Genomic DNA, 26,124 nt, shown 5'->3' on the forward strand with positions numbered 1-26,124 from the left:
ACTCGGTGGTGGTGGTCTTGCCGAGGATCACCGCGCCGGCCTGCCGCAGACGGCGGATCACCTCGGCGTCGCGGTCGGGACGGTGTCCCTCCCACAGTTCCGAGCCGTAGCCCGTCGGCTGGTCGGCGGTGTCGATGATGTCCTTCACCCCGACCGGGACGCCGTGCAGCGCCGAGCGGCGGTGCTCGCCGTCGCGTGCGCGGGCCTGGTCCCGGGCCGACTCGGGGTCGAGGAACGCCCACGCGCGGATCAGCTCGTCCCGCTCGGTGATCCGGTCGAGGCAGCGTTCGACGGTCGCGACGCTCGAGGCGGGTGCATCCACGTCGGGGCCGGGGAGGGCGGCGATTCCGGTCACGGCCGGCCCGCCTTCTGCGGCTCGTGTCCCCATCGCGAGGGCGAGCGGTAGGTCTTGACCACCCAGCCGTCGTCGACCAGGTCGCCGCCGTAGCCGATCTCGATGCCGAAGCCCGACGGTGTCGCGACGTAGAAGGAGGTCACCCCGTCGTTGGTGTGACGACCGAAGGTCATCTTGAGGTCGATGCCGGCCTCGTTGATGCGGTCGTAGGCACGGCCCACGTCGTCCAGCGAGGCCACCTCGATCATCAGATGGTTGAAGTCGCCCCCGCGGAAGTGGAAGCACTCGTTCATCAGGGCGAGGCTGTGATGGCGGGGATTGCAGTGCAGGAAGGTGGCGTCGGCGCCGTCCCACACGATGTAGTCCGAGAGCCGGAATCCGAGCACCCGGGTGTAGAAGTCGACGGCCGCCGGGTAGTTCTTGCACATCAGGACCACGTGCCCGAGTCCGAGCTCGCCGGTGACGAATCCGCTGACGAGCCCGCCCTGCTTCAGCGGACGGTGGTCCACGGTCGGTCCGAACCGGATCTCGTTGGGGAAGCCGTCGGCGTCGTCGAAGCGGAATGCCGCTACGGCGCTGCGGGTCTCGGGGTCGCCGGTGGGCACCCAGTCGACCTCGATCCCCTCGGCCGCGACCCGGTCGGCGAGGGTGTGCAGCTCCTCGGGGCTGTCGACCTCCCAGGTGATCCGGCGGATGCGGTCCTGCGCGGCCGGGTGCAGCGCGATGCGGTGATGGTTCTCGTCGAGGCGGATCAGCAGCGGCTCGTCGTCGGACGTTCTCGGGCGTGCCTCGAGGCCGAGCAGGTCCACGAGCAGGTACTGCCAGGAGGCAAGGTCCGCCACGTCGACGCTCAGGGCGCCGAGTCGGGAAACGCTCATGCTGGTGTCACAATCTGTGAGGAGTGCGGCACCGTTGCCGCACATGCGAATTCAGCTGGGGAGGAAGTGCTCGGCGTGGATCCGCTCACGCGGCAGGCCGAGCTGCTGCAGGCGCTCGCGCGCCGCGTCGAGCATCGCGGGCGGGCCGCACAGGTACGCCGAGGTATCGGGGTCGGCGACGTCCTCGGCGGTGAGGACGCTGACGGGATTGCCGACGAGCACGCCGGGACGGTCGGTCTGCTCGTCGAGCACCACGCGCACGTCCAGGTTCGGCATGAAGCTGCGCCGAGCGTCGAGTTCGTCGAGGTGGAACAGATCCCCCTGGCGGGCGCAGCCGAACACGAGCCGAACGGAGTTGCGGGTCCTCGCGGTCTGGAGGGACTCGAGCATCGACAGCATCGGTGCCAGGCCCGTGCCGCCGGCGATCATCAGCACCGGTCCCGGCTGTTCCTCCAGGCCGAACGAACCCATCGGTCCTTCCAGGTCCAGTTCGTCGCCGACGGCGGCCGCCGTGCGCAGGTAGTCCGACATCGCGCCGGTGGGTAGCACACGGATCGTGAACGCCAGCCGCCGCTTGTGCCGCTCACCCGACGCCATCGAGTACGAGCGCCATTCGTCCGTTCCGGGGATGCGGAACCGGACGTACTGACCGGACCGGAAGGAGAAGGGGATCGACTTGGGCAGGCGCACAGCCAGTTCCACGACCGTCTCGGCCAGCCATGTCAGCCCGGTGACCTTCACCGTGGTGGTGACGACCGGGTGCTCGTCGAGCATGGCGGCCGGGTAGTCGAGGTCGACCTCGGTCTCTCCGAGGGCATGCGCCTGGCAGAGTAGGCGCATGCCCTCGGAGAGTTCCTCGGCCCGCAGCGGGTAGACCCGGCCCTCGGGCATGGCCAGTGCTCCGGTCGATACTCGCCCGACGCAGGTTCCGCACGTGCCGATGCGGCACTGGCTGACCAGGCGCGCACCCGCTGCTTCCGCGGCCTCGAGGACGGTGGTTCCGGCGGGAACGTCGATCTCTCTGGTGGTGTCGGTGTAGTTCAGGCGCACCCGGCTGGTGGTGCCGGCCGGGGTGTCGGGCAACGCCTCGATCGGAGCGATGGTCATGGTCAGTCCTCGTCCTGGTAGGGGGACTCGAAGAAGCCGCGAGGATGCCGTGCCGCCATCTTCCGCCACGCGATGATGGAATAGTCCATGTCGCACAGCACTTCGTTGTTCCAGCCGTCGAAGCGGGTGTAGTGCTCCTCGGTGGCCTCACGGGCGAAGACGTCGCTGTTGTTGAAGCCCTCGAGGGCCAGCGGCAGCATGAAGTTGTCGTACTTGAAGTTGAACTCGGCGATCTCCTCGTCCGACGAGGCCCGGGTGGCGATGACCTCCCAGTACTCGTGGTGGTGATCGTCGATCGGGACGTAGAACTCGTACTGCACGTGGTCGGTGATGGGCCAGTGCTCGACCATGAGCACACCCGGGACCCACAGCGAGGTGCGGAAGTAGTGCGGCACCGTCCCGCGCGCCTTCATGTTCACCTTCGGGTTCTCCAACACCGGCTGATACAGGTCCGGCCGGTCGTACCGGTTCATCACGCCCTTGGGGCCGTCCTCGATGTCGATCTCCTCGGTGGCCGAGTCGGTCAGGGCGTTCACGCCCAGCGGCAGGGCGCGGTCGAGCGCGACGAGGATCTGGTTGTCCCAGTGCACGAGCAGGTGGCCGGGGTCGAGGCCGTTCTCGGCGGCGAGGCGCCAGTTGCCGACGAGCTTGCGGTGGATACCCCGGATGACGATGCCCTCGTCGAGCAGGTGCGGGACGGGAGTGCCGTTGGGGTCGTTGGTCACTCGCATCGGCAGGTCCGAGCTGAGCGGCGGCGGCGTGCCGTAGTCCTCGTCGCCGACGAAGACGTAGATGATCCCGTTGACCTCCTCGACGGGGTAGGTGCGGATCTTGGCCCTGCCGATCAGCGAGTCGTCGGGGTTGCCGACGATGGTGGTCAGGCTGCCGTCCTCGAGCCCGTAGGTGAAGCCGTGGTACCAGCAGGTGATGGTGCCCTCCGACAGGCACATCGGCTTGGCGGAGAGCTTGACGCCGCGGTGGATGCACCGGTCCGACACTGCGTAGGCCTTGCCGGACGACCGCCGGACGGCGATGTCGTGGCCGCCGATGGTTATGCCCTTGGCGGTGCCGTCCTCGAGTTCGTGCGACAGCAGGGCGGGATACCAGTGGTTGGCGTAGCCCCAGTCGGCCTGGACGTAGGGCGCGTAGTGCCGGGTGACCCCGGCGGAGGATCCGCTGTACGGGGATGCGGACATGAACGACCTCCATGGTTGGGCCCACGCGCGACGGCGCGGGGAGGGAGAGGGGATCCGACGTGACCGGCTCGGAAGAGCGGCGTTGTTCGTGTCGCCCATCACACTACGCAATATCCGTGGAGAGTCAATAGAGATTCCACGAAAAATCCATGGACGGTTTTGCGGCCTGCCGGGCCGCGGTGTTGAGTGGGGGGTGGAAGAGGCCGCCCGGCGGCCGCACCGCACGACGAGGGAGTAGACCGGTCACATGAACGCCACCGAACCCACCGCGTCCGGCGAGCCGGCGCCCCTGGACCCGGGGCGGCGCTGGCACCTTGCCCAGGACCCGTACGAAGAAGCGCTGACGGCATTCGAGTTCGCGGTCCTGCAGGCACAACGCGGTTTCGAGCGATTTGCCGTGCAAGCCATGCACGTCGCCGGTGATCTCGACCTTGCCTTCAACGAAGTGGTGGCCCTGCACGTCGTCCGGATGCAGGAACGTCCGAAGGACACCGCGACGATCGCTCAACTCACCAATCGCGACGATCTGCCGAACCTGCAGTACAACCTGCGCAAGCTCGTGAGCCTGGGACTGCTCGAACGCACCAAGTCCGGCACGTCGTCGGTGTTCGCCGTCACCCCGGCCGGCCGGGAGGTGACGGATCGCTACGCCGCCCTGCGCCGCCAGGTGCTGGCGTCCAACCTCGTCGAATTGGCCGATGTGACGGTGAAGCTCCAGCATGCGATTCGCTCCATGCACATCCTCACCGGGCTCTACGAGGCGGCCAGCCGTGACCTCGCCACGATCAATCCGACGGTGATGTTCACCGACGACGGTGCCGCGCCCGACGCCCCGACCGCTGCGCCGAAGCGATCATCCAAGGCCCGGAGCCGGGACTGACCCTGCCGGTTGCGGTGCGGGAGCCCGCTCACCGGAGAACCGGGGCGGGCGACCCGCCAGAAACGCGTCGATGCCTTCGGCGGCGTCCGGGTTCGCCCCCTGCGACCACCTGCGCGTGACGGTCTCGTCGATGCCGTTCCCGCCGGCCGCGTCGATCATCGCCTTCGCGGCCGCGACGGAGATCGGCGAACGGGTGGACACGAGCTGCGCCAGCTCGGCAGCTCGGGCCGCCAGGCCACCGGGGGCTGTCACCTCGTCGACGAGACCGATGCGCAGCGCGGCGTCGGCGTCGATCAATTCGGCGGTGAAGACCAGGCGCTTGGCGGCGGCCGGCCCGAGCACGCGTACCAGGCGCGCCACCGTCCGCGGCGGGTAGACGATCCCGAGCTTGGCCGGCGTGACGCCGAAGCGGGCATTCTCCGAGGCCACGCGCAGATCGCACGCGAGAGCGAGCTGCATCCCACCCCCGACGCAGTAGCCCTCGACGGCGGCCACGGTGGGCTTCGAGAAGGCCGCGAGACGCTCCTCCGCGGCCGTCATCCGATGCTCGAGCTCGATCCCCCGCTCCCGCGCGGATCGCAGACCGCGGATGTCCATTCCGGCACTGAAATCGCCCGCGGCTCCGGTCAGCACCAGCACCCGGACGTCGTGATCCGGCTGCAGGGCGGTCAGGACGTCCTCGAAGCGGTCGAGCATCGCGGTGGTGAGGGCGTTGCGCCGGGCCGGGTGGTCGATCGTCACGGTCGCCACCGGGCCGGTCACCCGCAGGTGGACGGACGCGGCGTCCATCACGATTCTCCCGCGAGCAGCGCCTTCTTCTGTACCTTCCCCATCGCGTTGCGCGGCAGCGTATCGACGACCCGGATCTCACGGGGACGCTTGTGCACCGACAGCGAGGTGGCGACGAAGTCGATGATGGACTTACCGTCGTTCGCGTCTCCGACCACGTACGCGACGATGCGCTGTCCGAGGTCCACGTCGGGCTCGCCGACGACGGCCGCCTCGCGCACCCCGGGGTGGGCGAGGAGGGCCTGTTCCACCTCGCCGGCCCCGATCCGGTATCCGCCGGACTTGATCATGTCCACCGATTCCCGGCCCACGATCCGGTGGAAGCCATCCGGGTCGACGACGGCGATGTCGCCGGTCTTGAACCATCCGTCGTCGGTGAGCGATTCGGCGGTCTTCGCCGGATTGTTCAGATAGCCGTCGAACAGCGTCGGTCCGGCGATCTCCAGCTGTCCCAAGGATTCTCCGTCGTGAGGGGCCAAGGCGCCCGACTCGGTGCGCAGCTGCGTCCGCACCCCCGCCAGCGGTAGCCCCACCCAGCCCGGCCGGCGCTCGCCGTCGAACCGGGTGCTGACGGTGATGATCGTTTCGCTCATGCCGTACCGCTCGATCGGCGCCGACCCGGTGAGGGCGACGAGCTCGTCGAACACCGGCACGGGGAGCGGTGCGCTTCCCGAGACGAGCAACCGCGCCCCGGCGAGCGCGCGGGCCGCGTCGCGGTCCGCGCACACGCGGGACCACACCGTCGGTACGCCGAAGTACAACGATCCGCCCGCGGCGGCGTAGGCCTCCGGCGTCGGGCGGACGGTGTGCACGAGCGGCGATCCGATCCGCAGCGCGCCGAGCACGCCCAGCACGAGGCCGTGCACGTGGAACAGTGGCAGGCCGTGGACAAGCACGTCGTCGGGGGTCCACTGCCACGCCTCGGCCAGTCCGTCGAGGCTCGCGGCGACGGCTCGCCGCGACAGGACCACGCCCTTCGGTGCGCCCGTGGTGCCCGAGGTGTACACGATCAGGGCCGGGGCGTCGGCCGGCGGTTCGGGCCGGCTGGTCGACGAGCGTGCCTGGGGGTCGACCGGGATCGCGGGGAGCGCGACGTCCGGCCGGGGAGTGCCCAGCCACAGCTCGGCGCCGGAGTCGGTGAGGATGTGCTGGCGTTCGAGCTCGCCCGAATCCGGGGGGACCGGAACGGCGGCGACGCCGGCGATCAGGCAGCCCACGACGGCCACGACGGTGCTCAGCTCGGCGCGCGCCTCGACGGCCACCCGCTGCGCACCGGCGATCCTGTCGGCAACCGCCGTGGCGGCTCCGATCAGAGCTTCCCGCGACAACGACGCGTCCCCGATCGTCACCGCGGGTGCGGCGTCGTCCCATCCCTCGTGCAGCGCGGTGAGCAGTGGAGCGGACATGTGTGCTTCTTTCGATCAATGGTCCGCATTATGGACCGATGTGCTACGATGTGGACCACCTCGAAACTACAAGTGGGCACAGGTACCGTCAAGGGTGCGCGGCACCGGGGGAAGGACACGATGAACAGCGTGCTCACCGCACTGCGCGTCTTCGAAGCGGTCGCGGACAGTCAGCCGGTGGGGCTCAGCGAACTCGCTCGGCGCCTCGATGTCCCCAAGAGCACGGTGCAGCGTTGCCTGAAGACCCTGCACGAGGCCGGCTGGGTACGGCCCGCCCCGGGAGAGGGCCGGTGGTCCATCACCGGTCGCGCCTTCACCGTCGGTAGCGCGGTGGCAGCCGGCGATCATCTGCGCGACGCCGTGCTACCGGAGCTCGGTGCTCTGCAGTCCGCCGTCGGCGAGACGATCCACCTCGCGGTTCCGGACGGCGACGAACTCGTCCTGGTCGAACGGCTCGACAGCCCCCATCAACTGCGTGCCTTCCTCGCGCTCGGCACCCGGCTGCCGCTGCACGCGGCAGCCACCGGCAAGGCGTATCTCGCCACCCTGCCGGACGAGCGGATCGCCTCATATCTGGCCGCAACCCCGGCCAAGGTCACCGATCGCACGGAAACCGATCCGGACCGGCTGCGAGACGAGATCGGCCTCATCCGCGAGCGCGGCTACGCCACCACCGAACAGGAACTCCACGAAGGCATCTCGGCCGTCGCCGTAGCCGTGCGGGACCGCACGGGGACGGCCCGTGCATGTTTCAGCATCTCCGGTCCGTCGTCCCGACTCACCCCCGAACTGTTCGAGGAGTACGGCAGCACGGCACTACGCACCCGCGACGCCATCGAGCAGGCACTGCGGTAGCGACACCGCAAGGCGTGCACCACGTTCGTCGGCCGGGCGGGTCGCGTCGCCGGACGCCCGGCGGATCGTCCGGCCCGGCTGCAAAAAGCCACACCACCCACTACGCCGCAGTGGTCATGGAGCACACTCGGCCAGGCGATCGCATCACCTCTCCACCTCGTCGATACACAACGAGGCGCACCCGGGGCGTTCCCCCTGCCCCTACTCACCGTCTTCGATGAGCTCCCGGAGGGTGGTGAGTTGCTCGGGGGTGATCCCTGTCGGTTGCATGACCTCGTTCCACCCGTCGACGTACCCGGAGGTGTATTTGTGGCCGTGGCCGCCCGGGACACCGGTGGAGAACGGCAGGTCCGCGGTGACCTGCCAGAACGTCACGAACGGTATCCAGAACATCTCCTCGAGCACATCCCGGCCCGGCGCCTGACCGATCCAGTCCGGTTCGCCGAGGATCAGGTCCGGACTCCACCAGACGATCGGGTCGGACGGGTGCATCAGGTACAGGACACGACTGCCGTCCCAGGGCGTGTCCGCAGGAGGAATCTCCGTCCGGGGATCGTTGGTGAACCGCACCGTGCGCCCGTTCTGGTAGACCGGCTCGATCTCCGGGCTGCCCGGGGCACGCCGATCGCTGAACTCGCGGAACAGGGTATTGAAGTTGGGAGGCCCGGCAAACAGCGTTCCCGAGGTGCGGTTGCGCAGATCGTATTCCCCGCTGAAGGCGGTTTCGCCGCCGAACGAGCCGAGGCTCTCTCCGGCGACGAACAGCCGGGGCCGGGTGTCCTGGGGCAGTTTCGACCAGGTGTCGTAGACCGCGTCGAACATGTCGCGACCGGCTTCACGGGCTTTCGACTGATCGACCAGGTAGGAGATCCACGAAGGCAGGTAGGAGTACTGCATCGCCACGGTCGCCCCGTCGCCACCGGTGAGGTACTCGAACGTATCCACCAGCGCCGGGTCCACCCACCCGCTTCCCGTGGTGGTCACCACCAGTAGATTCCCCCGCTGGAAACCTCCGGCACGGTTGAGGTCCTCGACCGCCGCCGCTGCCCGGGATTCGGAGTCGTCAGCCGACGCCAGACCGGCATAGATTCGGATCGGCTCCAGGGCCGGACGTTCGGTGAACTGTGTGATCTCCTCCGTGGAGGGACCGGAGCCGATGAAGCTGCGACCCTGCCACCCCAACGAATCCCACGGCACCACCGATCCCGGTCCGCCCGAACGCAGGCCGGTCGTGGGCTGCTCTATGCCCTCCGGGGTCTTGGTGTCCCGCACCGAGAAGGCCGAGTTGGCGATCCCGACGAGGCCACCGAGCAGCACACCCGACACGACCGCATAGACAAGCCCGACGACCGCGAGCCACCCGACCACGGCCGCCGCGCGATGGCCGATCCACCGGTTGAGCAGAGCGGCCAGCCAGCGATACACGCCCCGGACGCCGCGCCCGACCGCCAGGAGGAGGCAGAACATCACCGCAGCCACGACGGGGGAGAGAACAACGAGTGCGACGTTGTACTCGGTGACCCCCATCAACACGCGGATCTCGTGCTGCCAGTACTGACCGAAGCCGAAGAAGCCGACGAGCAGCACCGTCGCGCCGACGAGGAAGACCTGCCAGGAGCCGCGCCGCGGACGTCGGGGACCTCGGTCGGCGAATGCGCGCCACACGAACGCCGCGAACACCCCCAGCCCGTAGCCGATCGCGGCAGTAATGCCCCAGACCATGCCCTGGAGCAGGCCCCCGCGGGGTAGCAGCGACGGCGTGAACGACAGGCACGCGAAGATCAGTGCGCCCCAGCATCCCGGAAGGGTGACGTACAGCAACTTCCGGCGGCCCACGGTCTCGGGCGACCGGCTCTCGTCGTCTCCTGCCGCGGCCTCGACGGTCGCGGCGCGATGTTCGGAGCCGGCGCGACCTACACCGTTGTCCGCCCTGTCGGGCGCGCTCGACACCGAATCATCCTGTGCCCCGAGTCCCTGTGGTGTCATTGCTATCCGCCTATGTGTGACCGGTCCGGGACGAGCGGGAACCGTTCCCGATTTCGCGCCAGGCCGACTTTTCGATCACCGCCCGGGTCAGTAGTAGTCGGCTCGCGGGTTCCAGGTCGAGATCGCCCAGATCACCACCACGTCGAGCGCGATGATCAGGATCGACCACCACGGGTAGTACGGCAGCCACAGGAAGTTCGCGAGGATCGACAGCGCAGCGATGACAATTGCCGACACTCGCGCCCACGTCGCGCCGCTGATTAAGGCGATGCCCACGACCACCATCACCACACCGAAGACGATGTGGATCCACCCCCAGGTGGTGAGGTCGAATTTGAAGGTGTACTCCTGGCCCTGGACGAACACCTCGTCCTCGGCCACCGCCGCAATCCCCTGGAAGAACTGCAGAATGCCGATCGTGGCCATGATGACCGCGGCCCCGATCGACGTCCCCGCGGCGATGCCCTGTTTGACGGACATGCCTTCCTGATCGGCACGCACGTTCTGAGACATGATGCTCCCCTTCCGAGGCGGGACTGGTATCGCTCAGTGTGCGCTTCGGCTCTGTTTCTCAGCAGTGGCTTCGGACCCTTTTCCCGTTTCGAAGCGGTCACGGGACCGGCATGCGCCGGGGGACGGGTCGGTGTCCCGGTGCAGAGCATCCTGTCGTCTCTGGACGCGCTCGGATCTGAAAGCTGAAGTAGAACAGAATGATTCGAATCGACATACCATTCGAGCGCCCGAGGAGTGCGCCATGCCCGGACTGCTTCGCGGAGTCGCCCGTACCGCCGTGGTGGCCGGAACCGCCACCGCCGTGTCCAGCCGTGTGTCCCGGCAGGCCCAGCGCGCTGGGCGGCGCGGCAGCGGGCTCAGCCGCCCCGCCGGCCCCACTCGATCGCCGGGCACGCGTCCATCACCATCGGCACCCCGGCCTCGGTGGTGCGTGCGAACGCGTCCTCGTCGACGACGCCGAGCTGGAACCACACGCCCCTCGCGCCGATCGCGACGGCCTGGTCGGCGAACTCGCCCGCCGACTCCGACCGGCGGAACACGTCGACCACCTCGACCGGGAACGGGACGTCGGCGAGGGACGCGTAGCCCTGCTCGCCGAGCACCGTCGGCGCGTTCGGATGAATGGGGACGATTCGTTTGCCGCGTTCCTGCAGCAGGCGCGCGATCCGATACGCGGTCCGGCCGGGATTGCCGGAGAGCCCGACCACCGCCCAGGTGTCGCAGTCGTCGAGCATCAGGTTCACAGCCTTCGGGTCCTGCCATGACGTGCTCATGGCAGCAAAATTACCCCTTGCCGGCGCGGGGCGGAGGCCGTCGCGGCACCCCGGTCGACCCACCGAAGGCCGACTCGTCCGGCTACCGCCGAACCCCTGCCCGTACTCTGGAGTACAGAAACTCGAGTCGTGGCGCGGGACCCCGTCGCAACACAGCTCACCGATGCGTACGGGGCGCAGCACAGGAATGGACGCAGTCGAGTGCAAGATACGGCCGGTCGAGGGATCCAAGCCTTCATCTCCGAGGTCATCCAGCGGGGGGGTCGCGCCGAGCGGCTCGAGCACCTGCCGCGCAACCCGGTCCAGGTGTGGGGCGTCGACGGGGACAGCTGCATCGTGCGCGTCCGCGCCAAGATCGACGGGGACTGGCAGGCGCGACGGCAGGATGCTCTCCCGGACGCCGACGACACGGGCTCGCAGTTCTGGGTCTTCGTGGACCTGGGGAGCACCCCGGTGACGTACTTCGTGCTGGCGTCCGACGAGGTCGCGGCGGGGATCGCCGCCGAGGTCGACATCTGGATGGCCGATGCGCGCGGCCGCACCCGGACGGGAAGCCATGCCATCCCGCTCAGCAGCGTCGTCCACGGCAAGGATCGCTGGGACCTGCTCGGCCTGACGCCGGCCAAGGACACCACCCGCTACACCGACGACGACGCGGCCGAGGCCGAGCAGGAGCGGCTCGCCCGCAACCGCGCGCGCAAGGCGAGCGCCTCGGGCAAGGCACGGGGGGCGGCCGAACCCGAGGTCGTCGAGGACCCGCGGCTGCCGGTGCTCGCCGACTGGGACGGCTACCGGGTCAAGGGCCGGTTCGACCCCGCCACCGGCGCCCTCGAGATCACGGCCGGTCCGATGGAGGGCCGCCGGTTTCCCGATCCGACCACCGCCGCCGTCGCCGTCGCCAGCTACCTCAGCGGTGACGTCGAATCGTGCGACGGCGGCATGTTCTGGCGGCTCGACCAGCCGGAATCCACGCCGTTGGGGGCGCATCTCGCCTGACAGCACCCGAGGTTTCCGCCCTGTTCGCCGTCGCGTCGACTCCGGGGTGCCCAAGGGCAACCCGAACCCGTTCGACTATGGTCATACTCGACGTGTGCCCCTGAGCACGTCGGCGAACGGAAGTGAGAGATCATGGGCAGCCCTCGTGGGGCCGAGCGAATAGCCGAATACCCGAGGCCCTCGCACACTCTGCTGCACATCACCGACACCCACCTGGTCGGCGGAGACGAACTGCTCTACGGGACGGTCGACGCCGACGCCCGGGTGCGGCAGATTCTCGCCGACATCCGCGCCTCCCAGGTGCAGCCGGACGCGCTCGTGTTCACCGGTGACCTCACCGACCGCGGCCAGCCCGACGCCTACTCGAAGCTGCGCGGCCTCGTCGAGCCCGTCGCGCAGGCACTCGGCGCGCAGATCGTGTGGGCCATGGGCAACCACGACGACCGTGCCACCTTCCGGGAACTGCTGCTGGATCAGGCGCCGTCCACCGGCCCGATCGACCGGGTCTACCGTGTCAACGGCCTGCGCATCATCACCCTCGACACCTCGGTGCCCGGCTTCCACCACGGCGAGATCTCGCAGGAACAGCTGAACTGGCTGGCGCGCGAGCTCGAGACGTCGGCGCCCTTCGGCACCATCCTCGCGATGCACCACCCGCCGGTGCCCAGCGTGTTCGACCAGGCCGTGCTCGTCGAGCTGCGCGACCAGGCCGGCCTCGCCGAGGTGCTGCGCGACACCGACGTGCGCACCATCCTCGCCGGTCACCTGCACTACACCACGACCGCGACCTTCGCCGACATCCCCGTCTCCGTGGCCTCCTCGACGTGCTACACCCAGGACCTCAACGTCCCGGCCGGGTGCCAGCGCGGCCACGACGGTGCCCAGGGCTTCAACCTCGTGCACGTCTACCCGGACACCATCGTCCACTCCGTGGTGCCGACCGGCAGCTACATCACCACCGGCCGGCCGTCCACCGCGGAGGACGCGGCGCAGCGTCTCGCCGAGGCCGGGATCCGCATTCCCGAGAACCCGGACGTCACCGTCCGCGTCTAGGCCCGCGCCGCACGTTCCCCCAGCAGGTCGAGGGCGATGTCGACGATCATGTCCTCCTGCCCGCCGACGAGCGCGCGCCGCCCGACCTCGAGCAGGAGGGTGCGCACGTCGATGCCGTAACGCTCGGACGCTGCCTCCGCGTGGCGGAGGAACGAGGAGTACACGCCGGCGTAGCCGAGGGTGAGGGTTTCCCGGTCCACCCGGACCGGCCGGTCCTGAAGCGGCCGGACCAGGTCGTCGGCCGCGTCCTGCAGCGCGAACAGGTCGCTGCCGTGGGTCCAGCCCTGCAGGTCGGCGACGGCGACGAACGCCTCGAGCGGGCAGTTGCCGGCGCCGGCGCCGTGACCGGCCAGGGAGGCGTCGACGCGAGTGACCCCTTCCTCGACGGCGACCACGGAGTTCGCCACCGACAACGACAGATTCTCGTGGGCGTGGATCCCGAGCTCGGTGCCCGGGTCGAGCACGTCCCGGTAGGCGCGAACACGTTCGCGTACCCCGTCCATGGTCAGACGACCGCCGGAGTCGGTCACGTAGACGCAGTGCGCGCCGTACGACTCCATCAACTTCGCCTGCCGCGCCAGCTCCGCGGGCGGTGCCATGTGGCTCATCATGAGGAATCCGGAGACGTCCATGCCCAGCTCGCGAGCCGTGGCGATGTGCTGGGCCGAAACGTCCGCCTCGGTGCAGTGCGTGGCCACGCGCACCGAGCGGACCCCGAGCCGGTAGGCGTGCTCGAGCTCGCGGATCGTGCCGATCCCGGGCAGCAGCAGGGTGGTCAGGCGCGCCCGGGACACGTTCGCGGCCGCGGCCTCGATCCACTCCCAGTCGGTGTGGCTGCCCGGTCCGTAGTTGAGGCTGCCCCCGGCCAGGCCGTCGCCGTGGGCGACTTCGATGGCGTCGACGCCGGCCGCGTCCAGCGCGGCCACGATACGGCCCACGTCGTCCGGGGTGATGCGGTGCCGAACGGCGTGCATCCCGTCCCGGAGCGTGACGTCCTGGATGAACAGTTCGGTCGTCATCGGGTGGTCTCCAGTTCTGCCGCGCGTGCGGTGTCCGTCTCGGCGGCGGCCTCCGCGAACCGCAGGGCAGCCGAGGTCATGATGTCGAGATTGCCCGCGTACGCGGGCAGATAATGGGCGGCACCCTCGACCTCGAGGAACACCGACACCTGGTGGGTGGGGGTGGCCGGGGCGCCGTCGGCGAGCAGGGTATGCACCGGTTGCCCCTGTGGGACCGGGGTGATCTGCACCTGCTGCTTGAGCCGGTAGCCCGGCACGTAGGCGGCGACGTCGGCGACCATCCGCTCGATCGACTCCCGGACGGCGTCGTGCACGACTGCGCTCGGCTCGGAGATCAGGCAGAACACGGTGTCCCGCATGATCAGCGGCGGCTCGGCAGGGTTCAGGACGATCACCGCCTTGCCCCGGGCCGCCCCGCCGACCGACTCGATAGCGTGCGCCGTCGTCTCGGTGAACTCGTCGATGTTCGCGCGGGTGCCGGGTCCGGCGGACTTCGACGCGATGGACGCGACGATCTCGGCGTAGGCGACGGGCGTGACCCGCGAGACCGCCGCCACGACGGGAATGGTTGCCTGCCCACCACAGGTGACCATGTTGACGTTCGGGGCGTTCCGGTGGGCGTCGAGGTTCACGGCCGGAACGACGAAGGGACCGATCGCTGCGGGCGTGAGGTCGATCATCCGCTTGCCGTAGGGTTCGAGCGCCCGGGCGTTGGCCCGGTGCGCCTGCGCCGACGTTGCGTCGAACACGAAGCCGATCTCGTCGAAGTTCGGCAGGCCGATCAGGCCCGCCACGCCGTCGGCGGTGGTGGGGACGCCCAGCCGGCGGGCGCGGGCCAGGCCGTCCGAGTCGGGGTCGATGCCGACCATGGCGCCCATCTCGAGGTTGGTCGAGTTCCGGATCACCTTGATCATCAGGTCGGTGCCGATGTTGCCGGAGCCGATGACGGCCACCTGTGTTCTGCGGGTGCTCATGTGTTGTCCTCCTGGGTGAAGGTCGCGGTCACCGAACCGAGTCCGGTGATGTCCGCGGTGACGGTGGAGCCGGGGTGGACGGGCGCCATCGGCCCGAGGGCCCCGGACAGGACGATCTGCCCGGCGCGGAGCGGTTCGCCGAACCGGCGGGCGGTGTCGGCGAGCCACGCCAGGGCCCGCAGCGGGTCGCCCAGGCAGGCCGCGCCGTTCCCGGTGGACACCGCCGCGCCATCGACACGCATCTGCATCTGGGTGTCGATCGGTTCGAACTCGTCGAGCCCGCGGCGCCGGGTGCCGAGGACGAACAGCCCGGACGAGGCATTGTCGGCGACCGTGTCCCCGAAGGTGATGTCCCAGCCTGCGATCCGGCTGTCGACGATCTCGAGGGCGGCGACGGCGTAGTCGACGCTGGCGCGGATACGCCGGTCGTCGAGCGGGCCGTCGGCGAGGTCCTGCCCGAGCACGAAGGCGATCTCCGCCTCGACCTTCGGTTGCAGCAGGCGGTGGAAGGGCACGGGTTCGTCCTCGGTGTACTGCATGTCGTCGAACAGGACGCCGAAGTCGGGCCGGTCCACGCCGAGTTGCCGCTGGACCGCCGGTGACGTGAGCCCGATCTTGCGGCCGACCACACGAGCCCCGGCATCCGCGCGTGCGGAGTTCAGCTTCGTCTGGACCGCGTAGGCGCGCTCGATGTCGGTGCTGCCGATGAGGTCACGCACCGGCGGGCAGGGCGTGCGGGTCTGTACCGCGTGGTCGAGTCGGACGAACGCCGCATGGACAGCCGGATCGTCCGTCGCGGCGCCGGAGGGCGGAGCCGGCATGCGGTCGGTTCCTGGGGAGGGGGTCATGGCGGTCCCGGAAGGTCGAAGGGAATGGACCTGCCCACTGTCACCGGGTGAGCCGGTATCCGGCCAGGACAATGTTCGACTCAGTGGAACGTACAGTGGCGGGTGACCCGAATTGCCAGGTCACCGGACGAAGGGGGAATGCGGTGGGCCCTCCCGGCGACGCGCAGATCGACCCGAACACCGTGCTCGGCAAGGTCGTCACCGTGCTGTATGCGTTCACCGTCGACGACCACGGGCTCAGCCTCGCGGAACTCGGCCGGCGTACCGGCATCCCCAAGGGCACCCTGCACCGGCTGGCCTCCGACCTCGTCAAGGTGCGCCTCCTCGACCGCACCCGGGCCGGCTACCGGCTGAGCGGGCAACTGTTCGAACTCGGCATGCGGGCGTCCACCGAACGCAGCCTGATCGAGGTCGCCACCCCGTTCCTGGAGGACCTGTACGAGCGGACGCACGAGACGGTGCACCTTGGCATCCTCGAGGGCACCGAAGTGGTCTACATCTCCAAGATCGGGGGACACCGGCAGGCCCGCTCCCCGTCCCGTCTCGGCGGCCGAATGCCGCTGCACTGCACGGCAATCGGAAAGGCACTCCTCGCGCACTCCGATCCGGAAATCATCGACAGGGTGCTCGCCGAGCCGCTCGAACGGCGCACCCCGAAGACGCTGTCCGGGCCCGGACTGCTGCGCGCACAGCTCGAACGCATCCTCGACGAGGGGGTCGCGTACGAACGCGAGGAGTCCGCGATGGGCATCACCTGCGTCGCTGCGCCGGTACTCGACGCGGACGACCGGCCGATCGCAGCCCTCAGTGTCACCGGTCCCGTGGCCCGCTTCCACCCCGAGCGGCACACCACGTCGGTGCGCGCGGCCGCAGCCGGGGTCGCCGCCACCCTCGCGCGCCGCGCGCGGATGGCGGAGCCGGACTGAGACGGGCCGCATGTGCCCGGCGGCCGGCCCGGCAGTCCCGGCAGGGAACTCCGGGTCCATTGCGGAGGCGGACGAATCGGACAGCGCGTGGGGCGTTCGTCGTCTAGGCTGCCGCCCATGACCTCGATTCCGGTGAATGTGGACAATTTCGTTCGCGCGGAGACGGATCGGATGTTTCTCGATCTTCAGCGGGACGCCGGGGGCATCAATGTGCTCCGGCACAACCGGGAGCCCGCCTCGGTCGAGCAGCAGACGGTGATCCGGATGAACCGCGACACCCTCTACAGCCTCGCGATCGTCGACACCTCGGAGGGCGCGACCCTCACCATCCCCGACGGCGGTCGGCGGTACATGTCCGTGATGGTGGTCGACCAGGACCACCACGTCGATCGGATCCTCCACGACCCGGGAGAGCACCGGTTCACCGCCGACGAGTTCCCGACACCGTACGTCGCCGTCGCGGTGCGGATTCTCGTCGATCCTGCCGATCCGGACGACGTCCGCACCGTGGTCTCGCTCCAGGAGCGGTTCCGTCTCGACGCCGGCTCGTCGACGCCGTTCGCGGCGCCCGACTACGACCGCGCGAGCTTCGACGCGACGCGGGAGGCGCTGCTGGCGCTGGCACGAGGGCTGACCGGCTTCGACCGGATGTTCGGTGCCCGGCACGCGGTCGACCCGGTCCGGCACCTGATCGGTACCGCCGCCGGCTGGGGCGGCCTGCCGACCACGGAGGCCGCCTACATCGGCGTCGATCCGGGACTGCCGGTCGGCGAGTACGAGCTGACCGTCCGCGATGTGCCGGTCGACGGCTTCTGGTCCGTCTCGGTCTACAACGCCGAGGGCTTCTTCGAGCCGAACGAGCGCCACGCCTACAGCATCAACAACCTCACCGGCGTGCCCAACGAGGACGGCTCGATCACCGTCCGTTTCGGTGGCGGCGACGAGGCGGACCGTGCCAATTGCCTTCCCGTCACGGAGGGGTGGAACTACCTCGTTCGCCTGTATCGCCCGCGTGCGGAGGTCCTCGACGGAAGCTGGGTGTTTCCCGCCCTCGCCCCGTCACCGAACGGGCGGTGAGCATCGACGCCGGCCCGGCTCCGTCCCGAGTTCGCGTTCCACCGCGACCGGGCCGCCCCGCGTACAGCGGGACGGCCCGGTGCGTCCGACGGGACTACGCCGCGCAGGTCACGCCCGCCCCGGGTGGTCCGTCTCCCACGGCGCCGGGATCGGGTAGTACCGCTCCAGGAATTGGGTGACCTTGGCCGTGCGCAGCTCGAGGTCGACCTCGGGCACGCTGCCGTCGTTGAGGCAGAAGAAGTCCATCTTCCGCTTCGCCAGCAGCGTGTCCAGCTCGCGCAGACCCGATTTCATCGTCGTGTCGACGTACCGCATGCGGGCCGTCGTCTGCTGCACCGCTCGGCCGGTCATCAGCGCGTAGTAGTGGTAGAACGAGTTCGTCACCGAGATGTTCTCCGCGGCCCGGAACGTGCTCGCCGCCGTGGCGGCGAACTCGGCCGCGAACTCCCGCTCCATTTCCGCCATGATGCTCTTGCGCAGGGGAACCGGCGTGTGTTCGAGGTGCCGGGTGATCGTCACCCCGAACCGGTCCTCGAGCAGCCGGCGATTCACGCGCGCCGCGTTCTCGAAACCACTGCGCTTCTTGTGGTTCCGGCCCAGCCCGATCCGGGTGTCGGCCTCGATGAACTTCGTGACCCCGCCGGCGGAGAAGAACACCTGCGGATCCACCGGGCGGCCGAAGAACATGTCGTCGTTGGAATACAGGAAGTGCTCGGACAGACCCGGGATGTGGTGCAGCTGGCACTCGACGGCCTGCGAATTGTGGGTGGGCAGCACCGACGGGTCGGCGAAGAACTCCTCGCTGCGCACGAACGTGACCCGCCCGTCGTCGGCCAGCCAGTCCGGTCGCTCCGAGTCGGTCGCGACGAAGATCCGCCGGATCCACGGCGCATACATGTGTACGGAGCGCAGCGCGTACTTCAGCTCGTTGATCTGCCGGAAGCGCGCGGGGGAGTCGTCGCCCTCGCCCACCACGTAGTTCTGCATGCGCTTGGCGCGCTCGGCCTGCCACTCCTTCGACGAGCCGTCCACCCACGAGAACACCAGGTCGATCTCGAACGGGACGTCCGACGGATGGGTCGCGAACATCCCCTCGATCGTCGGCCACGTCTGCCCGTAGCGCTCGACGGTGGTGCGGGTGACCTCCTCCCGCGGCACGCTGCGCCGGGTCAGGGCGTTCTCCTTCGGCAGGAGGATCTCGTCGTCGGTGTGCGACCACAGCTCGATCTGCACCCCGTTCGACGCCCCGTACCGCAGCCCGCTGGTCAGCTCGACTCGCGGCCGGAACAGGCGGAACGCCCGCGCCTTGGAACTGTGGGAGAGCCGGCCGTCGGCGACGAGCACCGGTCGGCGCCGCTGGGCGCCGACCGTCTTGGAGTAGAACGGTTCGTCGGTGCACGCGACGACCAGCGCGGCACGCAGCTCCTTGCGGTCGGCCCAGTCCACCGCCAGCACCGGGCGCGCGCCGTCGCCGCGGACCAGCAGATAGTCGATGCCGGCGTCGTCGAGGACCCGGCGCACGAAGTGCAGATCCTCGAGCATCGCCTCGTGCGGCGTGGTCGTCGAGATGGGGATCGCGTAGCGATCCCGGAACCACACGATGTCCGGGTGGCCGTGCAGCCGGGGTCGCTCGGACGCGAGCGGGGGAGCGTCCCCGACGCTGTGGGGCAGGGAGACGAGATGAACGGTGTGGGGGGCCGGCGAGTGCGTCGGAGTGCTCCTTTCCTGTGAAGGGATTTCCCGGGAAAGATCCCGGGAACGAGAAAGTTTGATTCTAGTTCACTATTGCCACTTCAGGCACATCATGAGGGCGGAGGTGGGGAGCATCTCCGGAACCGGCGGCCGTGCGGGGTTCACTCTCAGGACTTCGGGCTCGTCGAGGCTCAGCCGACGTCGGTCGGCCCGATCCATTCGGGGTACTGCGGGGCGCTCGCGCCTACAGCGCCTCGAGATGGGCGACGACGTACGGCCACGGGATCCGTTCCTGTTCGAGCCGCAGACCCCCGGCACGCACCGCCGCCAGCGCGTCGCGTTCCGGTCCGGTCAGGTGTGCGGGCGTCTGCGGGGCGGGTGACGTCTCGGGCACGGCAAGGTCGCGCCACCGCTCGACGGTGCCGCGGTCCATGAGCAGGCTGCGCACGTGCGGGAGGCGGCCGCGGAGCCGGTCGAGGATCGCGAAGCCGTGCGTGTCCAGGTCACCCCAGTACACGACGTCGGAGGCGGCGAGCCACGGCACGTCCGCCAGCTCGTGCACCGCGTAGCCGCCGCCGTGCACCGCCACCGTCGCCGGCAGCTCCGGCAGCGCATGCAGGCCCTCCTTGTTCTCCAGGATCAGGGTGCGGGCCGGCGTCACCGGCAGTGCCGCCAGCTCGTCGAGCGACGTCGCGAAGATCCGCGGCGCCGCGGGCAGCAGCGTCCGGTCGCACACGGCCACCTCGCACATCCGCGGCAGCGACCGCACACCCAGGTCGCGGTCGCCGCGCACACCCTCGAGCAGCGTCTCGACCAGACCGCGGTGCCGCGACACCCATTTGGTGTCGACGCCGGGCACCGGCAGCTGGCGGATGAACAGCCTCGACGACGGATGCTCGGCCAGCCAGCGCACGGCCGCGACGAGCCGCGCGAAGTCCGGCTCCGCCAGCTCGAGCCAGCGGGCATGCGTCGCGGCGATCGCGGTCGCGAGCGTCGCAGTGCCGGGGCCGAGTCCGTCGAGCAGTCGCGCCCGCCGTTCGGTGAGGGTGCGCCACTCGGGCGCTCGTGCGGCCGCGGCGGCGATCTCGGTCGCGCCCGAAAGCAGCAGGCGCACCGGCACTTCCTGCGTGCCGAAGCTCGGCCAACGCCGCGTCTCCCACTCGACCCGCCCGGCGCCCCGGTAGCCGTGCCAGGCCCGCACCCACGCCACGACGGCGTCGGGATCCTGCGCGACCCGCCGCTCGGACGGCGGATGCAGCGCGATCGACAGCGAATCCGATTCGGCCGCAGCGGGATCGGTGATCCATCGGGTGCGGCGGCTGCGGTACGCGGCCTGGGCCTTACCGGCGACCGCGGACGGCGGCACGCACAGTGCGCTCACGTGCCGGCGTCGCGGATCGGCAACAGTGCGATCTGCGAGTAGCGCTTGTCGCGGATGCTCACCGCCGCCACGCCGTCGATGTAGTCGTCGAGGGTCTGCAGCAGCTTCAGCGGGGTGGCGAGCACCATGTGGAACCCGAACTGGGTGAATACGTCCAGCGCCCGCCGCGTGTACGCGGGGTCGGCGCGGTCGAACGCCTCGTCGAGGATCACCGTGCCGTAGCGCGGCAACTCCTCGCCGGCGGCCGCTAGCTGATAGCGCAGCGCCGCGGCCAGGCAGAAGAACACCAGCTTCTGCGCCTGCCCACCCGACAGGCCGGAGCTCGAGTCGTGATAGTTGGCGTCGTGGCCCTCCGGGTCGACCTCCACCCCGATGAATCCGACGTGCAGGCGGGTGTCGAGCACGAGGCGCTTCCACCGCAGGTCGGCGGGCTCGCCGGAGTCGAGCCGTTCGAGCACCGCCGCCATCTGTTCGAACCGTCGCTCCGCCGCGGCCCGGTCCTCCTCCTTCCACGCGCCGCTCGTGATCTGCAGCAGCTCCGCCAGGAACTCCGACGCGGCGGGGGAGCGCCGGTCCTTGACGTCGATGCGCAGGACCCGGTCGGTGTCGAACGGCGAGCGCCGCAGCGATTCGTTCACCGGCTCGATGCGCGAGCGGATCTCGCCCGGCGCCTTGCGGATCGCGCGCGCCAGCTCCCCGATGTTGCGGTGCGACTGCTCGCGCAGCAGCCGGAAGAACTCGTCCTCGTAGGCGGGCAGGCCGTCGCTGCGCAGCCGGGCGAGCACCGCGAGGGCATCGTCGACGTACTCGGCCTCGGAACGCATCTCGGCGCGCCGCGCCTCCCACTCGGCAAGATAGCCGGTGAGGATGGCGGTGATGCGGCGCTCGGCGTCCGCGGTGTCGCGTTGCGCGGACCGCATCTCTTCGTTGATCGCGCGACCCACCGTGCTCAGGGCCCGGTCGATGTTGTCGACGGTGACGCGGCGGACCGCCGCGGCGAACCGGGCCCGGATGCGCGCGAAGATCGGGTCGGGCACCGCGGTGCCGGCGTGGGCCTGCGCGTCGTCGAGCCGCGCCTGCACGCGGGTCAACTCGCCCCGGTGCTGTTCGAGCTTGGCCAGCGCCGCGGTGTGCGCCTGCCGGGCGGCGCGTTCCTCGCTCTCGGCGCGAGCCAGATCCGCGGTGAGCGTGGCGTATTCGGTGTTGCCCTGCATCCACTCGCGCAGCCGCTCCTCGATCGCGTCCACCGCGCTGCCCGCCGCCGCGACGTCGACGTCGGCCCACGCGGACTCGCGGATCACCGCGGCGGCCTGCCGGCGCTGCTGGATCGCGGACTCGGCACGCTCGAGAGCCTCCTGCCGCCGTCGCAGCGCGTCGACGTCGGTCTCGGCGTCGCCGATGCGCCGGCGCAGGTCGGCGAGCTTGGCCTCGTTGTCGAAGCCGAGGACCCAGCGGCTGCGGTCGTCGATGCGCCGCCGGTCGTCCTTCTCGTGCCGGTCGCCGCCGTGCTTGACCTGCCCGGCCCGGGTCACGCCCCGCGGGACGCGGCGCAGGTCGTCGGCGGTGTCGACGCACGCGTAGTCGAAGCGGTCCGCCAGGTGGTGCTGCAGCCACGCGGCGAGCGGGCCGGGGCGCACCTCGAGCTTGCGGACGAGCGAGCCGTCGGCGGTGGTGGGTGCGTCCGGCGCGCCGACGCCCGTGCGGACCCGCCGGTACACGAGGCGGGCACCGAGGTGGTGTGCGTCGACGGCGGCGGCCACCCGCGGATACAGCTCGTCGGGCACCAGCAGAGTGCGCCCGAATCCGCCCAGGACCCGCTCGATCGGACCCGTCCACTCGGCGTGCTCGGCGCGCACCGCGATCAACTCGCCCGCGAAGTGCAGGGCATCCTCACCGAGTCCGGCCGCCGAGCACACCAGTTCCCGGGCGCGCAGCAGGTCGGGATCGAGGTTCGAGCGGCGCCGGGCCAGGACCTCCCGGTCGGCGATCAGCTCGCGGATCGTCTTCCGGCGTTCGGCGAGCGCACCGGCCACCTCGTACAGTTCGGCCCTGCGCGTGTCGGCGGTCGCGTCGAGCTCGCGCAGTTCCCTCTCGAGCTGGGCCTGCAGATGCGCGAAGTCGTCCGCGGTGGCCGGTGTCTCCGCCTCCCAGTGGGTGAGGGCGACGTCGAACCGTCTGCGTTGCCGGGTGATTCGTTCGAGTGCGGTCTCGGCGGCGTCCTTGTGCACGCGGAGGGTTGCGAGCCGGCCGTCGCCGGCGCTCTCGGCGCGCACCCGCAGATCGAGGGTGCGTTCGCCGGCGCGGTCGGCCTCGTCGGCGGTCTTGTCCGCGGCGGCCTGCAGCAGACCGGTCTGCGCGCGCGTCTCGTCGAGCCTGTCGCTGAGCAGGTCCACAGTCATCCGGGCGTGCACCGCGTCGAGGTGATCGGTCTCGTCCTGCAGATCGCGCTGGGCCTGCAGACCGGTGCGACGGGCGTCGGCCAGCGCGACGAGCGGCTCGAGCGTCTCGACCTGACGACGAGCGTCGACGACGACGCGATGCGCCTCGCGCAGCTCGCGGAACTGGGTGGTGGCCCGCTCGGCCATCGCGAACGTCGGCGGCTCGTCGAGCATGTAGTCGCGTAGCAGCTGGTCGAGGCTGTTCAGGCTCTTCGCGGACAGCGTGCGGTGCAGCAGCCGCTGTGCGGCCTCCGACGAGATGCCGAGCTTGGACCGGAACGCGCGCGCGAACGGCGCGCAGCTGGGGTTCACGACCGCATCCGGCCAGCGCTTGCGGATGCCCCGGGTGTCGATTCCCCGCGTGACGAACGGTTCGAGGTCGGTCAGCTCCACGTCCACGTCGAGGATCAGGTGCAGGTGCGAGATCTCGTTGTTGGCGTTGGCGCCCCGGCGCAGGTGCATGAGCTTGACCAGAGTCACCGGGGCCGTGCCGTCGGCGGCGTTGTACGTCAGTGCGACCGCGCTCCACGTGGCGCCGGTGCGCAGATACGAGGCGGTGAGCGCATCGGTGTCGGCGTCGGCCTCGCGCCGCCACGCCCCGCGGATGTAGCTGACGAAGTTGCGGCCCGACCCGGCCGCCGACTCCTGCGCGGCCGCATTGAACCGCACGCTGCCACCCGGCATGAGCACCGTCGAGATCGCGTCGATGAGCGTCGACTTGCCCGAGCCGGACGCGCCGGTGATGAGAAAACCCTTGCGGGCCACGGGAATGTCGTGATGCCCGTGCAAAGTGCCCCAGTTGACCACCTGCACCCGCGCGAGCCGGAACTGGCCGGGGTGGATCGGCGCGGCGCTCACGGCGTGTCCTCCTCGAGGATGCGCCGGAACTCGGCCTCGACGGCGGCGACTTGATCGGCGTCGAACAGTTGCCGCAACACCGGAGAGACCTCCATCCGGCCCTCCGTGGACGTCGACGCCAGCAGCGTGTACTTCTTCAGCTTCTCCCACGACGCGTTGACCCGTTTACGGAAGCCGGCCGGATCGGTGCTCGTCGCCGCGCGGTACATCTCCAGCTGCCCGGCCACCTCGTCGAAGTCGACGATCACCCGCTCGCCCGGCTGGGCGCGCAGCAGCCGGTGTCGCAACGCCAGCAGCATCACGGTGTCCATGAACGTGAGGCGCTCGGTGCGCAGCACCGTCGGGGCCTTGTGGTCGCCCGTGTCGGCGGGGCGGGTGAACGCGAGCTGATCGTCCTCATCGACGACGAGATCGAGAAACACGTCCGCGAGCCGGGACCGCAGCACCCGCTCGTCGCGGATCACCGTCCGCCACACCTCCGGGTGCTTGTCGGCGGTGACGAGCGGTCCCTTGAGCAACTGCACCAGCGCGCGGCGGGTGTCGAGGTCGAGTTCGCCGGTGTCGCCCGGATACAGCCCCGTGCGGGTGGTCGATTCGGTCATGACGCGTCCTCGGTGATGCGGGCGGTGAACTCGGTATCGGTCGGATCGAACAGGTGCCGCCGCACCGTCGCGACGCGGGTCGCGCCCGACGGGGACGTCCACGCGATCTCCTCGGTGCCGTCGACGCGGTGACCGTGCTCCGCGGCGAGCACCAGCAGACCCACCGCGCTGGCCAGGCCCTGCGTGGCGGGATGATCGCGCAACACGTCGCCGATCGTGGCCCTGCCGCGGGAACGCAGCGTGGCGGCGACGTTGCCGGCCAGCTCGTCCATGTCGATCTCCGATTCGCGGACGATGCGGCGCAGCTCCGCGAGATCCACCTCGCCGACCGGCTGCGTCACCACCGGCTCGGCCACCAGGTCGTCGGCCGGGTTGTGCAGCCGCAGCGCCGCCACCGAATCGATGCCCATGCCGACCCGCACCAGCTCGAGGTCCAGCAAGTCGTATGGTTTGCGGCGCTGCGCCACCTGCAGGGCCTGCTGCTGGGCCGAGCGCAGGAGCCGCTGCAGACGCCGGTGCTCCTCGTAGTGGCGGGACTGCACGAAATGCCGCAGCGAACGCGACAGCGACGTCATCGTCGCGTGCACCTCGCCGCCGGCGTCCTCCATCTCGGTGAGCAGGGTGCGGAACCGGTTGCGTTGCTCGGTGGTGAGCTGCTGCGCGAACGGGCGTTGCAGCACCGCCTCGATCCAGTCGTCGAGCTGCGACGACCGCTCCGGGTCGATGATCATGTCGTAGAACCCGGCGAAGCTGCGGCCGGCGTCGGAGCTGCCGATCAGATCGACCCCGCGGAACACCTCGCCGAGGGTGTCGCCACGATCGCCCTCGTCGTCGAGGATCCGGGCCCGCAGCTCCCGGTTGAGCGCTTCCAGCTCGGCGCGCACCCGCGCGAAGTCGCCCGGGATCTCCCCTGCCAGCGCCAGGATCTCCGCGGACCGTTCCACCGCGCGGTTCCCGTCGAGTACGGGGAAGTCCCCGGATTCGACGGCGGCGATCTGACGGTCCAACTCGTCGCGCTCGGCCCGCAACGCCGCCAGGCGGCTCTCACTGCGGGGGTCCGAGTCCCGCGCCAGGGCCTGGAGCTGGCTCGACAGGGTGGTCAGCCGCGACTCGGTGACCGAGCTGGTGGCGGTCGTCAGGCCCGCGACGAACGTGAGCGCGGCGAACGTCGCCTCGGTCGGCTCGAGGGTCTCCTCCCGGGCGTCGGGGCTCGCGCGGCGCAGCAGGAAACCTGCGCGCACCCAGTCCGCACAATAGGCCTGACCGGTGCGCGGCAGCTCGAAGCCCTCGTCGCGCAGTTCCTGCAGGTCCGCGTCGAGGCGGGCGAACAGCTCCGGGGCCGGCAGCCGTCGCGTGCCGCGGTCGAAGTGCCGGCCCAGCAGCGCCAGCACCGCGGCCGCATTGTCCGACCGCAGCAGAGCCCACGCCGGGTGCTCCTGGCGCAGGCGCGCCAGGCGGTGCAGGTCGGCGGTGGACACGACGCTCCCTCCGGTGTCGGGTTCGACCATGCTGACATATGGGG

Annotated in this window: 23 protein-coding genes and 1 pseudogene; 7 read left to right on the top strand and 17 right to left on the bottom strand. The window is 70.1% G+C overall.

From position 1 onward, the window contains the following. The 4 genes from G6038_RS21750 to G6038_RS21765 all read right to left on the bottom strand — a co-directional run. Positions 1-355, bottom strand: a 355-nt coding sequence (locus G6038_RS21750; RefSeq protein ID WP_346772881.1) for an amidase family protein, incomplete at its 3' end; no start/stop codon positions are given. Continuing rightward, positions 352-1,233, bottom strand: a complete 882-nt coding sequence (locus tag G6038_RS21755) for a VOC family protein (protein WP_165039837.1) — start codon at positions 1,231-1,233, stop codon at positions 352-354. The genes G6038_RS21750 and G6038_RS21755, both read right to left, overlap by 4 nt. 51 nt (positions 1,234-1,284) lie before the next feature. Further along, positions 1,285-2,340 (bottom strand): 2Fe-2S iron-sulfur cluster binding domain-containing protein, encoded by a 1,056-nt coding sequence (locus G6038_RS21760; protein ID WP_165039838.1) that lies wholly within the window; start codon positions 2,338-2,340, stop codon positions 1,285-1,287. Positions 2,341-2,342: 2 nt separating this feature from the next. Next, positions 2,343-3,536: a Rieske 2Fe-2S domain-containing protein gene (locus G6038_RS21765; protein WP_165039839.1), complete on the bottom strand. Its 1,194-nt coding sequence runs from the start codon at positions 3,534-3,536 to the stop codon at positions 2,343-2,345. 247 nt (positions 3,537-3,783) lie between these two features. Between G6038_RS21765 and G6038_RS21770 the strand changes: the two genes are divergently transcribed. Beyond that, positions 3,784-4,416 carry a winged helix DNA-binding protein gene (locus tag G6038_RS21770; protein ID WP_165039840.1) on the top strand — a complete coding sequence of 211 codons (633 nt, stop codon included), beginning with the start codon at positions 3,784-3,786 and terminating at the stop codon, positions 4,414-4,416. On the opposite strand, the gene G6038_RS21775 is transcribed toward G6038_RS21770, so the two are convergent. Next, complete coding sequence (locus G6038_RS21775) at positions 4,390-5,205, bottom strand: enoyl-CoA hydratase/isomerase family protein (protein ID WP_165039841.1); 816 nt, start codon at positions 5,203-5,205, stop codon at positions 4,390-4,392. The genes G6038_RS21770 and G6038_RS21775 overlap by 27 nt on opposite strands. After that, the gene (locus G6038_RS21780) at positions 5,205-6,611 is read right to left on the bottom strand and encodes an acyl-CoA synthetase (protein WP_165039842.1); all 1,407 of its coding nucleotides are present in this window, start codon (positions 6,609-6,611) and stop codon (positions 5,205-5,207) included. Before G6038_RS21780 ends, G6038_RS21775 begins: the two co-directional genes overlap by 1 nt. A gap of 120 nt (positions 6,612-6,731) precedes the next feature. Here G6038_RS21780 and G6038_RS21785 point away from each other — a divergent pair, with 120 nt between their 5' ends. Next, entirely contained in the window at positions 6,732-7,466 is a 735-nt protein-coding gene (locus tag G6038_RS21785; protein ID WP_165039863.1) for an IclR family transcriptional regulator, read from the top strand. Between the two features lie 201 nt (positions 7,467-7,667). Here G6038_RS21785 and G6038_RS21790 read toward each other — a convergent pair whose 3' ends face one another. Together G6038_RS21790 and G6038_RS21795 are read right to left on the bottom strand one after the other, a co-directional pair. Beyond that, on the bottom strand, positions 7,668-9,452 hold the full coding sequence (locus G6038_RS21790) for an alpha/beta-hydrolase family protein (RefSeq protein ID WP_206025443.1): 1,785 nt from the start codon (positions 9,450-9,452) through the stop codon (positions 7,668-7,670). Between the two features lie 87 nt (positions 9,453-9,539). Further along, positions 9,540-9,965 (bottom strand): hypothetical protein, encoded by a 426-nt coding sequence (locus G6038_RS21795; RefSeq protein ID WP_165039843.1) that lies wholly within the window; start codon positions 9,963-9,965, stop codon positions 9,540-9,542. Between the two features lie 241 nt (positions 9,966-10,206). Here G6038_RS21795 and G6038_RS31515 point away from each other — a divergent pair. Further along, a pseudogene (locus tag G6038_RS31515) lies at positions 10,207-10,311 on the top strand (SHOCT domain-containing protein); the annotation flags it as partial. 10 nt (positions 10,312-10,321) lie between these two features. Here G6038_RS31515 and G6038_RS21800 read toward each other — a convergent pair. Continuing rightward, positions 10,322-10,738, bottom strand: a complete 417-nt coding sequence (locus G6038_RS21800) for a CoA-binding protein (RefSeq protein ID WP_165039844.1) — start codon at positions 10,736-10,738, stop codon at positions 10,322-10,324. Between the two features lie 201 nt (positions 10,739-10,939). Here G6038_RS21800 and G6038_RS21805 point away from each other — a divergent pair, with 201 nt between their 5' ends. After that, the gene (locus G6038_RS21805; protein ID WP_165039845.1) at positions 10,940-11,734 is read left to right on the top strand and encodes a hypothetical protein; all 795 of its coding nucleotides are present in this window, start codon (positions 10,940-10,942) and stop codon (positions 11,732-11,734) included. Positions 11,735-11,866: 132 nt separating this feature from the next. Beyond that, positions 11,867-12,787 carry a phosphodiesterase gene (locus G6038_RS21810; RefSeq protein WP_165039846.1) on the top strand — a complete coding sequence of 307 codons (921 nt, stop codon included), beginning with the start codon at positions 11,867-11,869 and terminating at the stop codon, positions 12,785-12,787. On the opposite strand, the gene dmpG is transcribed toward G6038_RS21810, so the two are convergent. From dmpG to G6038_RS21825, 3 genes are read right to left on the bottom strand one after another with little or no spacing between them, the layout of a single operon-like run. Further along, on the bottom strand, positions 12,784-13,806 hold the full coding sequence (gene dmpG, locus G6038_RS21815) for a 4-hydroxy-2-oxovalerate aldolase (protein WP_165039847.1): 1,023 nt from the start codon (positions 13,804-13,806) through the stop codon (positions 12,784-12,786). The two genes, G6038_RS21810 and dmpG, sit on opposite strands and share 4 nt — an antisense overlap. Next, on the bottom strand, positions 13,803-14,780 hold the full coding sequence (locus tag G6038_RS21820) for an acetaldehyde dehydrogenase (acetylating) (RefSeq protein ID WP_165039848.1): 978 nt from the start codon (positions 14,778-14,780) through the stop codon (positions 13,803-13,805). The genes dmpG and G6038_RS21820 overlap by 4 nt, the downstream gene beginning before the upstream one ends. Further along, positions 14,777-15,601: a fumarylacetoacetate hydrolase family protein gene (locus G6038_RS21825; RefSeq protein WP_165039849.1), complete on the bottom strand. Its 825-nt coding sequence runs from the start codon at positions 15,599-15,601 to the stop codon at positions 14,777-14,779. Before G6038_RS21825 ends, G6038_RS21820 begins: the two co-directional genes overlap by 4 nt. 170 nt (positions 15,602-15,771) lie before the next feature. Here G6038_RS21825 and G6038_RS21830 point away from each other — a divergent pair, with 170 nt between their 5' ends. Then, entirely contained in the window at positions 15,772-16,554 is a 783-nt protein-coding gene (locus tag G6038_RS21830) for an IclR family transcriptional regulator (RefSeq protein ID WP_165039850.1), read from the top strand. Positions 16,555-16,671: 117 nt separating this feature from the next. Continuing rightward, positions 16,672-17,631: a DUF1214 domain-containing protein gene (locus tag G6038_RS21835; RefSeq protein ID WP_165039851.1), complete on the top strand. Its 960-nt coding sequence runs from the start codon at positions 16,672-16,674 to the stop codon at positions 17,629-17,631. A 108-nt stretch (positions 17,632-17,739) separates the two neighbouring features. On the opposite strand, the gene G6038_RS21840 is transcribed toward G6038_RS21835, so the two are convergent. From G6038_RS21840 to G6038_RS21860, 5 genes are all read right to left on the bottom strand, one after another. Then, the gene (locus G6038_RS21840) at positions 17,740-19,230 is read right to left on the bottom strand and encodes a stealth family protein (protein WP_165039852.1); all 1,491 of its coding nucleotides are present in this window, start codon (positions 19,228-19,230) and stop codon (positions 17,740-17,742) included. Between the two features lie 337 nt (positions 19,231-19,567). After that, positions 19,568-20,704 (bottom strand): Wadjet anti-phage system protein JetD domain-containing protein, encoded by a 1,137-nt coding sequence (locus G6038_RS21845; RefSeq protein ID WP_165039853.1) that lies wholly within the window; start codon positions 20,702-20,704, stop codon positions 19,568-19,570. Further along, positions 20,701-24,000 (bottom strand): ATP-binding protein, encoded by a 3,300-nt coding sequence (locus G6038_RS21850; protein WP_165039854.1) that lies wholly within the window; start codon positions 23,998-24,000, stop codon positions 20,701-20,703. Before G6038_RS21850 ends, G6038_RS21845 begins: the two co-directional genes overlap by 4 nt. After that, positions 23,997-24,602 (bottom strand): DUF4194 domain-containing protein, encoded by a 606-nt coding sequence (locus G6038_RS21855; protein ID WP_165039855.1) that lies wholly within the window; start codon positions 24,600-24,602, stop codon positions 23,997-23,999. The genes G6038_RS21850 and G6038_RS21855 overlap by 4 nt, the downstream gene beginning before the upstream one ends. After that, positions 24,599-26,110, bottom strand: a complete 1,512-nt coding sequence (locus G6038_RS21860) for a DUF3375 domain-containing protein (protein ID WP_206025444.1) — start codon at positions 26,108-26,110, stop codon at positions 24,599-24,601. Before G6038_RS21860 ends, G6038_RS21855 begins: the two co-directional genes overlap by 4 nt. Positions 26,111-26,124: the final 14 nt, after the last annotated feature.

The sequence above is a fragment of the Rhodococcus sp. 14C212 genome, assembly GCF_011058195.1.
Classification (GTDB): Bacteria; Actinomycetota; Actinomycetes; order Mycobacteriales; family Mycobacteriaceae; genus Rhodococcus; species Rhodococcus aetherivorans.

What these genes read in the sequence shown, in the direction of transcription:
- G6038_RS21755 (WP_165039837.1), bottom strand. Translation starts at nt 1,233, where the DNA reads ATGAGCGTTTCCCGACTCGGCGCCCTGAGCGTCGACGTGGCGGACCTT.
- G6038_RS21760 (WP_165039838.1), bottom strand. Translation starts at nt 2,340, where the DNA reads ATGACCATCGCTCCGATCGAGGCGTTGCCCGACACCCCGGCCGGCACC.
- G6038_RS21765 (WP_165039839.1), bottom strand. Translation starts at nt 3,536, where the DNA reads ATGTCCGCATCCCCGTACAGCGGATCCTCCGCCGGGGTCACCCGGCAC.
- G6038_RS21770 (WP_165039840.1), top strand. Translation starts at nt 3,784, where the DNA reads ATGAACGCCACCGAACCCACCGCGTCCGGCGAGCCGGCGCCCCTGGAC.
- G6038_RS21775 (WP_165039841.1), bottom strand. Translation starts at nt 5,205, where the DNA reads ATGGACGCCGCGTCCGTCCACCTGCGGGTGACCGGCCCGGTGGCGACC.
- G6038_RS21780 (WP_165039842.1), bottom strand. Translation starts at nt 6,611, where the DNA reads ATGTCCGCTCCACTGCTCACCGCGCTGCACGAGGGATGGGACGACGCC.
- G6038_RS21785 (WP_165039863.1), top strand. Translation starts at nt 6,732, where the DNA reads ATGAACAGCGTGCTCACCGCACTGCGCGTCTTCGAAGCGGTCGCGGAC.
- G6038_RS21790 (WP_206025443.1), bottom strand. Translation starts at nt 9,452, where the DNA reads ATGACACCACAGGGACTCGGGGCACAGGATGATTCGGTGTCGAGCGCG.
- G6038_RS21795 (WP_165039843.1), bottom strand. Translation starts at nt 9,965, where the DNA reads ATGTCTCAGAACGTGCGTGCCGATCAGGAAGGCATGTCCGTCAAACAG.
- G6038_RS21800 (WP_165039844.1), bottom strand. Translation starts at nt 10,738, where the DNA reads ATGAGCACGTCATGGCAGGACCCGAAGGCTGTGAACCTGATGCTCGAC.
- G6038_RS21810 (WP_165039846.1), top strand. Translation starts at nt 11,867, where the DNA reads ATGGGCAGCCCTCGTGGGGCCGAGCGAATAGCCGAATACCCGAGGCCC.
- dmpG (WP_165039847.1), bottom strand. Translation starts at nt 13,806, where the DNA reads ATGACGACCGAACTGTTCATCCAGGACGTCACGCTCCGGGACGGGATG.
- G6038_RS21820 (WP_165039848.1), bottom strand. Translation starts at nt 14,780, where the DNA reads ATGAGCACCCGCAGAACACAGGTGGCCGTCATCGGCTCCGGCAACATC.
- G6038_RS21825 (WP_165039849.1), bottom strand. Translation starts at nt 15,601, where the DNA reads ATGCCGGCTCCGCCCTCCGGCGCCGCGACGGACGATCCGGCTGTCCAT.
- G6038_RS21835 (WP_165039851.1), top strand. Translation starts at nt 16,672, where the DNA reads ATGACCTCGATTCCGGTGAATGTGGACAATTTCGTTCGCGCGGAGACG.
- G6038_RS21855 (WP_165039855.1), bottom strand. Translation starts at nt 24,602, where the DNA reads ATGACCGAATCGACCACCCGCACGGGGCTGTATCCGGGCGACACCGGC.
- G6038_RS21860 (WP_206025444.1), bottom strand. Translation starts at nt 26,110, where the DNA reads ATGGTCGAACCCGACACCGGAGGGAGCGTCGTGTCCACCGCCGACCTG.